This is a genomic window from Microcoleus sp. (assembly GCF_049646505.1).
Classification (GTDB): domain Bacteria; phylum Cyanobacteriota; class Cyanobacteriia; order Cyanobacteriales; family Microcoleaceae; genus Microcoleus.
This window is the reverse complement of sequence record NZ_JBARVX010000188.1, coordinates 1-13,137: the sequence shown is the minus strand read 5'-3', so window position 1 is coordinate 13,137 and position 13,137 is coordinate 1. Positions and strand designations below refer to the sequence as shown.

11 protein-coding genes and 1 pseudogene are annotated in these 13,137 nt (G+C 48.3%); 7 read left to right on the top strand and 5 right to left on the bottom strand.

Translation table 11 applies throughout. The annotated features are described in order from the left end of the window. Positions 1-272 (bottom strand): annotated as a pseudogene (locus WBA89_RS10405) (hypothetical protein); the annotation flags it as partial. A 225-nt stretch (positions 273-497) separates the two neighbouring features. Here WBA89_RS10405 and WBA89_RS10400 point away from each other — a divergent pair. The 3 genes from WBA89_RS10400 to WBA89_RS10390 are packed head-to-tail and all read left to right on the top strand — an operon-like array spanning position 498 to position 3,358. After that, complete coding sequence (locus WBA89_RS10400) at positions 498-1,913, top strand: hypothetical protein (RefSeq protein WP_424406218.1); 1,416 nt, start codon at positions 498-500, stop codon at positions 1,911-1,913. Between the two features lie 41 nt (positions 1,914-1,954). Further along, positions 1,955-2,689: an MORN repeat-containing protein gene (locus WBA89_RS10395; protein ID WP_424406219.1), complete on the top strand. Its 735-nt coding sequence runs from the start codon at positions 1,955-1,957 to the stop codon at positions 2,687-2,689. Positions 2,690-2,737: 48 nt separating this feature from the next. Beyond that, positions 2,738-3,358: a DUF6391 domain-containing protein gene (locus WBA89_RS10390; protein WP_424406217.1), complete on the top strand. Its 621-nt coding sequence runs from the start codon at positions 2,738-2,740 to the stop codon at positions 3,356-3,358. A 278-nt stretch (positions 3,359-3,636) separates the two neighbouring features. Here WBA89_RS10390 and WBA89_RS10385 read toward each other — a convergent pair whose 3' ends face one another. Further along, positions 3,637-4,407 carry a Uma2 family endonuclease gene (locus tag WBA89_RS10385; protein ID WP_424406216.1) on the bottom strand — a complete coding sequence of 257 codons (771 nt, stop codon included), beginning with the start codon at positions 4,405-4,407 and terminating at the stop codon, positions 3,637-3,639. A gap of 194 nt (positions 4,408-4,601) precedes the next feature. On the opposite strand from WBA89_RS10385, the gene cax reads away from it, so the two are divergent. Continuing rightward, positions 4,602-5,699: a calcium/proton exchanger gene (cax, locus tag WBA89_RS10380; RefSeq protein ID WP_424406215.1), complete on the top strand. Its 1,098-nt coding sequence runs from the start codon at positions 4,602-4,604 to the stop codon at positions 5,697-5,699. A 200-nt stretch (positions 5,700-5,899) separates the two neighbouring features. On the opposite strand, the gene WBA89_RS10375 is transcribed toward cax, so the two are convergent. Beyond that, on the bottom strand, positions 5,900-7,561 hold the full coding sequence (locus WBA89_RS10375) for a DUF655 domain-containing protein (protein WP_424406214.1): 1,662 nt from the start codon (positions 7,559-7,561) through the stop codon (positions 5,900-5,902). Between the two features lie 322 nt (positions 7,562-7,883). On the opposite strand from WBA89_RS10375, the gene WBA89_RS10370 reads away from it, so the two are divergent. The 3 genes from WBA89_RS10370 (at position 7,884) to WBA89_RS10360 (ending at position 10,334) form a co-directional block, all read left to right on the top strand. Beyond that, positions 7,884-8,288 (top strand): DUF7682 family zinc-binding protein, encoded by a 405-nt coding sequence (locus WBA89_RS10370; protein WP_424406213.1) that lies wholly within the window; start codon positions 7,884-7,886, stop codon positions 8,286-8,288. Positions 8,289-8,342: 54 nt separating this feature from the next. Continuing rightward, entirely contained in the window at positions 8,343-9,533 is a 1,191-nt protein-coding gene (locus tag WBA89_RS10365; protein WP_424406212.1) for a cysteine desulfurase family protein, read from the top strand. 144 nt (positions 9,534-9,677) lie between these two features. Next, complete coding sequence (locus WBA89_RS10360; RefSeq protein ID WP_424406211.1) at positions 9,678-10,334, top strand: hypothetical protein; 657 nt, start codon at positions 9,678-9,680, stop codon at positions 10,332-10,334. A 275-nt stretch (positions 10,335-10,609) separates the two neighbouring features. Here WBA89_RS10360 and WBA89_RS10355 read toward each other — a convergent pair whose 3' ends face one another. Next, entirely contained in the window at positions 10,610-11,107 is a 498-nt protein-coding gene (locus tag WBA89_RS10355) for a hypothetical protein (RefSeq protein WP_424406210.1), read from the bottom strand. A gap of 300 nt (positions 11,108-11,407) precedes the next feature. Further along, the coding region (ligA, locus tag WBA89_RS10350; RefSeq protein WP_424406209.1) for an NAD-dependent DNA ligase LigA at positions 11,408-13,137 on the bottom strand (1,730 nt) is incomplete at its 5' end.

Below are 13,137 nucleotides of genomic sequence, written 5' to 3'. Positions count from 1 at the left end.
AAAGTGCGATTCCCTTCGGGATAGCTCCGCTTCACGATCTGCCGGTAACTCGCATCCGATATTAGTTCCACCACATTGGTTTCAGGCGGAGTAACCGCCCCAGAGCCGAGATTTTTGGTCAATACACCCGGTTTCTCAAGTGTGGTTGAGAATGCTGCCAGATGTGCGGGAGAATGCACCTCGCCGCCCCCCGCCGAGACAGCAGCAGCCAAAACAGCCGCAGAAACAATGCCCGATCGCCAAATCCGCTCGAAAATAAGTTTTGCCACCATACAAATACCTTTACCGATTGAGTATGTTGAAGAACGACCGCCACTGATATCCTAACCTCCTCCCGAAGATCGGGGGCCCGCTCCAACATCGCGTCCAATCAGAAAACTTGGCAATTTAAAATCGATCGCATACCATCAAACACAGGTAAACTTAAAACGGCAAACGGCAGCAACTGCGCTTGCCATTTGGATCACTTAAAACTCAGGCGTTTGGGGCGATCGGCAATGCGTAAACTTTTATATTTTGCAACTATAGGAATGCTGGCTTTCTCGATCGGAGGATGCGGCGGCGACGGCGGCGGCAACACGGTCAGTCCCACTCCTAGTCCAACTCTCACTCCCGGTGCATCAGCGCCACCGGCCGCCAACACTCCTGGAACTCCCGGCGCCACCGCAAGTCCCAGTCCTGGAGTTCAGACATTTCCTTCTCCCGTAGTAGCGGCCCAGCCCCCCGGCTTGATCCGATCGACAAACCCCGACGAACGCGCCAGACAAGCTCAAGCGGACATCGACGGCAAAAAGAAAGCAGACGGAGCTATTGTCAACGGGACAGCAATTCCACAGACCACAATCCCCGGCTTAGGAAACGACCCATTCTCAGTCCTTCCCCCTCAACCGATCAAAACAGACGGCGGCCAGACCGGCAGCGAACTCCCCAACCTGCCAGTCAGAGAAGTGCCAAATCTGCCCAAGCTCCCAGACGGTAGAACCCCGCCTCAGTGGACGCCAGCACAGCGCAATCGCGTACCGGGCGGCGGTGCAATTGCCGAACTTCCCCAATCTCAAACTCCCGTACAGATTTCCAGCCTTCCCAACCTGCCCTTAACCTCCGTACCCCAATGGAGGCAGCCAATTTCAGCGCGTCCCCAAGCAGGCCCCGGACGGCCCGGAGCCAGACCGGGACGGCAGCCAGCAGGCCCCGGACGGCCCGGAGCCAGACCTGCCGGCTCCCCAAGCATAGCTGGAGCTCCGGCATCATCAATACCCGGATTGCCATCTATACCGGGCTTCCCAGCAGGTCCCGGACGGCCCGGAGCCAGACCTGCAGGCCCCGGCGGACGACCCGGAGCCAGACCTGCCGGCCCCCCAAGCATAGCTGGAGCTCCGGCATCATCAATACCCGGACTGCCATCTATACCGGGCTTCCCAGCAGGCCCCGGCGGACGGCCCGGAGCAACACCGGGACTGCCTGGAGCAACACCGGGACGATCGCCAGCGATCGCCGCTCGCCCCCCCAGCCCTCCCACAATTCCCAACATCGCCACCAGAGAACTGCCCGGTCTGCCCAAGCTGCCAGAAGTAACGCCGCCGCCCTCCTGGCAAGACCCGAACCCGCCACCGCCCCCACCAACTCCGGCCCCCCCGCCGCCTCCGCCTTCGACAGACAATGCCAAAGGAGTTGAAGTTAGTGGCGTAGTCAAAGTCGGTAATGACATACTGGTAATTGTGAAAGCACCTAACGAGCCAACAAGTCGATATATCAAAGTAGGACAGCGGATTGCCAGCGGGCAGGTGCTGATCAAACGAGTCGATTTCCAATCAGGAGCCGATCCTGTTGTGGTTTTAGAAGAAAACGGTGTAGAGGTGTCGAAAATTGTGGGAGAAAAATCTCCCCAAGTTGCCCAGAACTCAGTTAAATGAAAAATTTACCTCAATCCTTGGAACCAAAATTGAGAACATTCATGCTTCGCTCAATTAAAAAACTCGGAATCCTGATGTTGGTTAGTTCGGGGGTAGGATACCTCGGGCTGGCAGCCAACAGTCAGCCGTCACTGGCTGCGCCAGCAGCAGGCGAAACCCGCTCTCCGATTTGCGAAGGCTCTCCCCCGAACGGTAGAGTCAAGTGCAACTACCCCAATGGCGACAATTATCAAGGAAATTTCGTCAACGGCAGACCTCAAGGACAAGGAGTATACGTGTACTCGAACGGCGATCGGTATGAAGGAGTGTTTCGCAACGGCGTGCCCAACGGTCAAGGCGTGTTTCTGTTCGCCAACGATGACCGCATGGTGGGAGAGTACCGCAACGGTCTGATCGTCAGGGGAGAAGCTGTTTTTTCCAATGGCGATCGCTACCGGGGAACATTTCAAATTGTTGAACAAGTTGGCGGGGCTGCTAGCAGTCAGCCGCACGGCCAAGGGCAATTTATCTTTGCTAACGGCGATCGCTACGCCGGACAGTTTTTCGCAGGAAACCCGTTTGGTCGGGGAGTCTTCACCCGCACTGACGGCACCCGCTGCGAGGGTCAGTTTTTTAACGAACAGCTAGACGGCAAAGGTACTTGCAGTTTCCCGAACGGCATTCGCTACCAAGGCGAATTGCGGAAGGGACTTCCTCACGGTAGAGGAGTAATTACAGATGCTAAAGGCAGACGGTTTTCTGGAGAGTTTCGCGCCGGCAAGCGCGTTCAACCGTGAATCTCGCCTTAAAAATTTAAGTTTTGATATTAGTGGAGGCGTTTTGAGATGACGACAAATACTGCTTCTGCTTCCGATCGCACTAACGAATTTCCTTTTGACTTTGCCCCGCAGCCGACTCAAGATGCTGACTTGTTGCGGCAACTCAATTTCGTGCCCGGTTTGAAGGAAATCTTGACTGTGCGCCAAGTTCATGCTTTGGAACACGCTACCGTTTGGGTACTAAGCCAATCCGGCCCGGCGTCCGCAAAAGCCGACAATCAGTTATTGGGCGGGATGTCCACAGACGAAGGATTTTATCTTTACGGTCACGTTGACATCGCACAGTTGCGCCGCGCAGTGGGCGAAGCTTTGCACCGGATTGCCGGCGGAGAGTGGGATTTAGCGGTACATCCCCGCTGTGGCACAAATTTGTCCGTGGCAATGCTGCTGACTGCTGGACTTGCTGTCGGCATCAATTTAGCCATGCCGAAAGGGCCCATCCTGCAACTTTTAGGTTTGGGTGCTGCGGCTGCGGCTGCGGCTCAGTTAGCTCCTGACGCGGGTTCTCTGGCTCAGCGCTACGTGACAACTGCTATTCCGTTTAATTTGAGTGTAGTTGATATTTCTGTAAGTCAGGACTTCTGGGGACGCGAAGCTCATTTTGTGCGGGTGCGTTGGGTTGAATAGCTGCACAGTATCAAGCCCGATCGATCGCACTCATGAATGCCAAAAAGTGTCAACAATCGCGGACTGTGCAACCGGAATACATCTAACTCATCTGCGTTAATCTGTGTTAATCTGCCTGTATCTGCGGTCAAAAAAAGAGAATTTTGCAACCGCAGATGACAATTGATGAACGCAGATTCACGCAGATGAATAGCAGAAATATCTGAATAATTCCGATGCAGCGCGGATTCAATCTAACTAATAACAATTAACTCATGATTTAGGGGTTATTTAAGCTCCTAAATGCGATCGGGATCTACTCCTAATTCTCGCAACCTCACCGCCAATCTTTCAGCCCGTTGGCCCTGCTCATCAGCCCGTTGGCGATCCACCGCAGCTTGCTGCTCAAGTTCCTGGAACCGAGCTTGTTCTGCTTTAATCAACCCTTCAACTAATGGCGGAGACAGTATTTCATTCACTGATAATGTCAGATTGGGAAATACTGCAGACACCATTTGTTGTCCCGCCCTAAAATCATTCTGGGTATAGATGTCTTCCCCTTCAGGAAAAGCTAAAACTCGCACCAGTTCTTTGTTAGGTGTAGGGTCAACAATGATATATTCGGGCACGTTAGCTAGTTCGTACTCAGCTCGTTTAATCACGTAATCGGCGCGCCGATTTTGACTCACTACCTCTATGACTAACAGCGGCTTTTCCTCAAAATCGAGGATGCCTGCACCGGGCCTAGCAGCAGCTTGTTCCAAAAGACTTTGAGTGCAAACAACTACATCAGGAATCCGAGAGGTATCTTCTTCTGTTCTTACTCCTAAACCTGTTTTTGCTACTAATTCAAGATTGTGTTCCGCTAGGTAACGCTGCAATTTGTAAACTAAATATTCGCAAATTTTGATATGTAAAACTGTTGCGATCGGCATCGGAATTAATTTGCCTTTGTACAGTTCATATTGTAGATCGGAATCAGTTTGATAAAATCGGTATTCTTCAAAGGTTAAGGTGGGTGAAGTATCAATTTGCTTTGATTCAACAACTGGCACTACAGATTGAGACATATCTTTTCACCGATGTCGATATAATTCTATTATATTCAATCTGCCTCGATCTGCGTGCATTTGCGGTTAAAAATTCCCAATAGTCGATCGCACTCGCCACCAGAATTGTCAGAGAATAGTTGAAGAGTCTAAAATCAATTTTGCTCCCGCCCCGATAACTCGATTTCACGCTTCAATACACCATCCGACACCCTATGTCAATCAAAAAAATTCTTTCCATAGCCCTGCTAGTTTTCATCCCCATTTCCATCGCCGCTGAGTATTTGCACTGGGGTTCCCTCGCAGTTTTCATCACATCCGCTTTAGCTATTGTACCTCTGGCGATTTGGTTGAGCACAGCAACAGAAGAAGTGGCGATCGTCACAGGGCCATCCATAGGCGGCTTATTAAATGCAGTCTTCGGCAATGCTACGGAATTAATTATTGCCATAGTTGCCCTAAAAGCAGGCTTGATTGACATTGTAAAAGCCAGCATCACCGGCACAATTATCAGCAACTTGCTATTAGTTATGGGATTGTCCATGCTGCTAGGAGGGTTCAAGTACAAAGAACAAGAATTTAAGCCAGTTATCGCGCGGGTGAACGGTTCCACAATGACTCTAGCGGTGATTGCAATTCTGCTGCCGGCGATGGTGATTTACACCTCAAACGGAGTGGAACCAGCAGCCATTCAGAATCTTTCGTTAATAACTGCGATCGTCCTAATTGCAGTTTACGCTCTAACTCTGCTATTTTCCTTAAAAACTCACAGCTATCTTTACGATGTTGGGTTAGTGGAACTAGAGTCAGAAAATCCTCAAAATACCGATGAAACTACAGCGCACAAACCGAATTTGTGGCTGTGGGTAGGGGTGTTAGTTGCCTCAACTGTTGCCGTTGCTTTTGAATCAGAAATTTTCGTGGGTGTTGTCGAAGAAACTACCAAAGGATTGGGATTGACACCGCTGTTTACAGGGGTGATTCTGTTGCCGATTGTGGGCGGTGCGGCCGAATATGTAACTGCGGTGGGAGTTGCGATGAAAAACAATATGGATTTGTCAGTTTCTGTCGCGATGGGTTCTAGTTTGTTAGTTGCTTTGCTGGTAGCGCCGATATTGGTGATTATTGGATTAGTGATTCATCAGCCGATGGATTTAAACTTTAGTCCGTTTGAAGTAGTTGCAGTTGCGATCGCAGTTACAATAGCTAATCTAATCAGTCTTGACGGGCGCTCTAATTGGCTGGAAGGAGTGCTGCTTTTAGCAACGTATATTGTGTTAGCATCGGCATTTTACTTTCACCCCATTACTTGAATCAATCATTGCCGATCGCGCGATCGATCGGACGGCGGTTGAAACCGCGCCTACACAAACAAAACCTGCCTCCGCAGGTTGAAGATAAGAAGACCGGGCGTTGAAAATTATGTGATTTTCTTGAGTCCGCGCAGGCGGACATCGTTTGTGTAGTTGCGGTTTCAACCGCCGTCTTATCTTTAAAATGCGACTAAATCGCTTTAAAATGCGACTAAATTGCGCCATTTGTCTGTTGTCTTTCTTCCGACTCCTTGCAACCTTTCGACATCCTCCCACGACTCAAAAGGCTGCTTTTCCCGCGCTGCAATAATTCTCTCGGCCAACTTCGGGCCAACTCCTGGCAATGTTTCTAATTCTTGCTGAGTCGCGGCATTTAAATTAACTAACTTTTTACCCGGTATTTGAGGTTTAGCCTTCGCAGATTTTGATGCTGCTTGTACTGATTCGCACTCTTTTTTCTTAGCGTCCATTCTCTTTTTGATGCGGTGGGGAATTCCCAAGATTGCACCTTCGTAAAGCCGATCGAACTCCCGCTCAAAATGGGCCGCAACTGTCGGACTCTCGATCGCCAGCAACGTCTCGTCATTCCCGCGATTTGCAGCCTCACTCCAGTTGTGAGAACCTGCAATCACCGTATTTCCGTCGATAACGCCGAATTTGTGGTGCAGGCGATCGCCCTTTGGCAACACCGGCACCCCCACCGAAGTCAGTGGCTTTCTCCACGGGCGATTGTCAGCTTCTAAGCTGCAATCTTGCATCAAAGTAGCCCCCATCATATCCAAACCTTCGCTGTAAGAGCGATAAATAAAATTTGAGTCAATCAGCGCTCGCACCGCCACACCCCGCCTAGCCTCAATTTCCAGAGTATTTGACAACCGCTGAGCCGAAAATACAAACAGTGCCAAATTAACCGACTTTTTCGCACTACCCAAATTTTTATCTATCAAACTGTTGACGCTTTTTTCCCAAGGCAAAGTCGCACTTGTCGGCGAAAATTGCACCGCCACAGTTGCACTGCCAATTTTCATTTTTTGGGCGGCGCGAAACGGTTTTTTCAGGCCAAACTTGCTGTCGGGTTTACCTCCTGGCCCGTCGCCCCACATGATGTTAAATTCTTGATTAAATATTTGCCCTAATTGAGGACTTTCAATTTTCAGTAAATTGTTGGCATTGCCGCGACTGGCTGGTGTTTTGAAATCTCCGTGGATATCGCTGGTTGTAAAATTAGCAGAAGTTACGATGACTGTTTTGCTGTCAATTACCACGAATTTGTGGTGCATCAAACCGCTGCCTTTACTGCCGTCAGCAGTATCGTCAATGACAGGGATTCCCGCATCTTTGAGAATTACCAAAGCGTCGTTTTGCTTGATTTCTTCGGCACTCAATTTACCGTCTTTGTTGGTATCGGCAAGTTGGACAAATTCGCTGTAACGAGAGCGCTCTCGTTCGGGTAATTTTGCTAACTCCTGGGCTGTATAATCGCTCCAAGGGCGAGCATACAGATGTTCGACAATTAATCTGACTTTAATGCCACTGCGCGCGCGATCGACCATCTGGCGGGCGATACCGGGCAATCGAAACTCCTGAACCGCCACATCTACGGTCGATCGAGCACTTGCAACTGCCTCCGCCACCAACTTTTCTAAATCATCCCCCGGTCTAATTTGCTGGCGGTAAGGCTCCGCATAACTAGAAGTGAGGGACTGATTGAAGTATACTTGCAACAAGGGGTCTTGAGGCAGCGGAGGCAGACTCTGAGGCACTTTCTGCACGTCCTGCTTTGCTTGTCCGCAACCCGCCAGAGCGATCGCCAGCAGTCCAGCACAACACAAACCGAGTAAATTATCATAAAGTACAGTCACAAAATTTAAATTTTTATTGAGGTTAAGATGTTGTGCATTTAAATTGTATATTTTGATGACAATAAAAAATCGTCACATCCTCTCCCCCTCTCCCCCTCTCCCCCTCTCCCCCTCTCCCCCTCCATCGCCATACACAATCTATATGAGCAACAGCTTATAGGCTTACCCGCAGTTCAAACATATTCTATCCAGTAAACTTAGAACTATAAAATTCATGAAAGGGAATAGATTTTACGTCTTGTAGAACTGCCTCGGTGCCGGAAGCATCACTGGTAGGGTAGCAGCATTCAGGGGCGTGGGTCAAACCCGATACTGCTGCTTTATGGCTAAAAGAAAAACAATTTTTGATTGCGGTCACAAAGGATATGGTAAAGCGTGCCATCGCTGCACGCAAGAGTTGGCAGCGCAGCAGCAATATGTTGAAATGCTGGCAGAAAAACAAACCAAAAAACAAGAGAAGGAAGCATCATTTGCTAAAGATGCGATCGACCTCAGAGGTTTACCCGACCATGTAGTGATTAAAGCTCGCGCAATTATAGCAGCTTTGGGCGAAAATAAAAATTACAGAGATTTCGGCGGCAAACGCCTGCGTCACAACCGCTGGATTGTTAGCATTCCTGTAACACGCAACTACAGAATGCTTTGTGAAGATTGCGGCACTTTCTTAAATCCGCAAAAAGTTTTGTCCCACGAAGACTACAACGTTTGCAAACCTGGGAGTCATTAGTCATTAGTCATTAGTCATTGGTCATTAGTCATTAGTTATTCGTTCTTTAAAATTATGCAAATTTATCTCGACTATAGCGCTACAACGCCGACACGCCCAGAAGCAATTGATGCTATGCAAAAAGCCCTAACTCAATATTGGGGAAATCCTTCCAGCTTGCACGAATGGGGACAAAGGGCGGCCACTGCTTTAGAATTAGCTAGAATGCAGGTTGCTAGCCTAATTAACGCACTACCGGAATCGATAATTTTTACTTCCGGCGGCACAGAAGCGGACAATTTGGCGATTATGGGAATTGCCCGTCTTTATACAAACCCGCAGCATATCATTATTTCCAGCGTAGAGCATTCGGCAGTCGCAGAACCGGCGCGACAACTCGAACAGTGGGGATGGGAAGTGACGCGATTACCGGTGGATAAATTGGGGCGAATTCACCCCTTGGATTTGCAAGAAGCATTGCGATCGAATACAGTGTTAATTTCGATTGTTTACGGACAAAGCGAAGTTGGCACGCTGCAACCAATTGAAGCATTATCACAAATTGCCCGATCGCGCAATATCGTGTTTCATACCGATGCAGTTCAGGTAGCCGGGAAACTGCCAATAGACGTGCAGAAATTGCCAGTAGATTTGCTTTCGGTTTCCAGTCACAAACTTTACGGGCCGCAGGGTGCAGGCGCGCTTTACGTGCGTCCGGGACTAGAATTAGTACCAATGTTGGGGGGGGGCGGACAAGAGTTGAAACTGCGTTCAGGGACGCAAGCGCTGCCCGCAATCGCGGGTTTTGGCGTGGCTGCGGAATTGGCTTTGCAGGAAATAGATAGGGAAACAGCGAGATTAATTGAATTGCGCGATCGACTTTTTGAGAAATTAGCTCATTTACCCAGTTTAGTACCAACGGGCGATCGATCTTCCCGGCTGCCGCACCACGTCAGTTTTTGCATTGTCTCCCCCAACAGCAGCCCTTACCAAGAAATAAATACAGGGCGAATCACGGGCAAAACTTTAGTGAGACAGCTAAACTTAGCAGGAATTGGCATAAGTTCCGGTTCCGCTTGCAACAGCGGCAAACTAACACCCAGCCCCGTTTTGTTAGCAATGGGATATAGCGAAAATGATGCCGTTTGTGGAATTCGCTTGACACTCGGACGAGAAACAACTGAAGCTGATATTGATTGGACGGTAATTGCGATCGAGCAAATTTTGGAGAGATTAATGCCAAAGGTAGCATTATCTAGGCTTTAAGCTGTTGCAGCATTTAAACTGTATGTCAAAAAAAATAAAACAATGAGTGTGGTGGGCATCCTGCCCGCCCTGAATATGCAATGTTTATTTGCGCGACAGCCGAATTATGATAAAATAAATCCCGGTGTTATTCGCAAACCAAAAATGGAAGAAAACCGCGCCCAAGCCTACCTGCAATTAATTCACATTCTGCTGAACAGCCCCAACGGAGCAGAACCGCAGATATTACAGGATCACTTAGAATTGCTCGATCGCGGATTTCTGCAAACTTGCGAGTTAGTAGCATCAACCTTAGCGCAACAAGGAGGCGAGAACGGCGCTAAATTCCTCCGAAATCTGGCCAGTCAGCTAGGAGAATTCATGGATGCAAACGATAACGCAGATGGCGGCAATTCCGAAGGTGAAAATTTCCAAGAGTATGCAAAATTTTTCCTAGAATTATTGCAAGCAGAACAAGATAGCAATAGCGATACAGCAGTAATTCACCCCATGCTGGCCGAGAGGGAACATCTCCTCAATCCCCGTTTTGCCGAAATTGTACAGCAAGTCGCCCAGAAATTAATCGCAGACGAAAATTCTGAAACAATTAGCTCAATTGTCGGCCTCATTGAGAATTTGAGCATTCATATTAGTGACTTTCCCGGTGGGAATAGAGCGAATAATATTGAAATTGCCATCACTGGTTATCAAATAGTTTTAAGCAATCGGGAACCGGGGAGCGAAATGTTTGCTCAAACTCAAAATAACCTAGCTGCTGCTAGCAGTAAAAGAGTCAAGCATATTTCTGACGGACAAGAATAAAACTCAACCATCGACAGAGACAGCTTATCAAGATTGAGTGCGAGAGTCCCCAAAAATCAAATACTGAGTCTCTCGCGAGTTTTCAGCGACTTTTATGAGGACTAAAGTCCTGACTTCCAACAGGTTTTTTGATAGAAAATCAATTCAATTTGAAAAAGTAAATACAACCCCCACAGATGAATCTGGGGGCTTCAACTAACGTCCAATTTTTTTTTCTCGCTGCGACTTTTTTCGGGGATTGTATCCATCTTTCGACACTAGCGAGTCACAAATTATCAGAAAGCAGCAGCTCTGGGCCCACCCTGTTTGATATTAGGTGCGGCAGTTCCATAATTGACGCGACAACCGATGTTTAACAAACTAGAACTGCATTCGAGAGGGACGATTTGCTGGTCTAGGAGAGCGCTGCAACTTACATACTGGTCGTTATTAGTATCTCTTACCATACATTCGATCGCCCTAGCGCCCGATCGGCTCGCCCAACTCTTCATACCTGCGACTGCAATCATGTGCTGCCAGTAAAACCAAAATAGGAACACTCCAAACAGTACGGCCACTGCTAATCCTGCTTTAACCTTCCAACTGCCCAGGATGTTTCCCAAGCTACTTTTTAAGTTTTCCGTCAAAGAAATAGAGGCTTCGGAGCTTACTTCTGGAGGCGGCAAATTTGTTTGTGTTTGTTCTGGGATTTCCGACATCACGTAGCTCCTCTGATTTTTGGGATTTGCTGGGAACTGCTGGAGGCGATGGCTCGCTCTTGCAAATTCTCTCAAATTTTAGCAAAACTCGTCTGTACTGGCAACCTCAAAAGGCACTAGCGCCCGGGAAGTATGTATATTGATCGCGAACGCAATTTCTATGCCTTTTGAGGTATTGTGCAATTCGCGTTAGCGGAGCCCGCCCCTACGGGGGCTGCGCCAACGAAGAGGATCGGCTATTTTGCACCTAGGGAAATAGAATTGTTGCCGATGTTCTTTGAAAACGGCTGAATGAATCAGCTTTTTTTTAACCGCAGAGGCCGCAGAGGGCGCAGAGAAAGAGCAAACAGAGTTCTATTGACTTTCACCAATCATTTATGGTTTCGATAGCAGTTCTAATAACTCAGATTCCGAAAGTAGTTTTACCCCCAAAGATTGAGCTTTTTCCAACTTAGAACCCGCATCTTCACCCACAACCACATAATCAGTTTTAGCACTAACAGAACCTGTAACTTTGCCTCCAGCTTTGACAATCAAATCTTTGGCTTCATCTCGTTTCAGAGTCGGCAAAGTTCCAGTCAGTACAAAGGTTTTGCCAGCAAATTGTAAATTTATATCTGCTAAATTCTGACTTTTAACTTCTGACTGCAATTGCAAACCCGCAATTTTTAACCGTGCAATTAAACTTTGATTTGCCGGAACTCTAAACCACTGAGAAACCGATTGTGCAATCTCCGGCCCGATGCCGTACACGCCCTCAATCGCAGCGGCCGATACTGCGGCTAACTCTTCCACATTTGCAAACCTTTCTGTCAGCAATTGAGCGTTGACACTGCCGACGTGGCGGATTCCCAAGCCGTAAAGTACCCGCGAATAAGGTTGATTTTTCGATTGGGCGATCGCACTTACCAACTTTTGGGCCAACTTCTTACCCATGCGTTCCAAACTCATCAATCTTTCGGCCGTCAAATCGTACAAATCCGCCGCAGAATTGAGCAGATTGCTATCAACCATCTGCTGCACCAACTTTTCCCCAACACCGTTAATATCCAGAGCATCCCGGCTGCAAAAATGAATCAGCGAACCCCTCAAAATTGCCGGACAAGACGTATTGATGCAGCGAGTAACCGCCTCCCCTTTTTCCCGAACCACAGGCTGGGCGCATTCGGGACAGCAACTAGGCATTTGAAAAAGTTGAGCATTTTGGGGACGAAGTTCCGGCAAAACTCGCACAACTTCTGGTATAATCTCTCCAGCTTTTCTGACAATCACAGTATCGCCAATGTGGAGATTTAGCTCGGAAAGTCGATCGCTATTGTGGAGAGAAGCGCGCGAAACCGTGGTTCCAGCCAACTGCACCGGTTTGAGTTCCGCTACAGGTGTCAGAGCTCCGGTTCTCCCTACTTGTACGGTGACTCCTTCCACCATTGTAGGGACTTCGGCGGCCGGATACTTCAGGGCGATCGCCCAACGCGGAAATCGTTGAGTAAAACCCAATTGTTTTTGCAGCAAAACCGGATTAACCTTAACAACAACCCCATCAGTCATGTAAGGCAAATTTCGCCGCTCACTATCCCAATATTCATAATACTCCCGCACCTCATCCAAAGAATAGCAAACTTTGCGATTGGGATTCACTTTAAACCCCATTCTTCGCAATAATTCCAACGAATCCCACTGCGTCTTCTCCTCGTTATTCTCATCTAAATGCAGAGTATAAGCAAAGAAATCTAACTTTCGCTTATCCACAACTTTAGAATCCAACTGTCGCAGCGTACCAGCCGCCGCATTCCGAGGATTAGCAAACAATTGTTCCCCCGCTTTTTCCCGTTCCCGATTAATTTCCTCAAACACAGCCAAAGACAAAAAAGCCTCTCCCCGCACTTCCACAACAGGCGGCGGATTATCTAAATTGAGTTTTAAAGGAATCGAGCGAATAGTCTTGACATTTTGAGTAATATCCTCTCCCGCAATCCCATCTCCCCGCGTCGCACCGCGAACTAAAACCCCATTTTCATAGGTTAAGGCCAAAGCAGAACCGTCAATTTTTAACTCGCAAACATAGGAAACCCCCCCCAGCCCCCCCTTGCTAAGGGGGGGAGTAA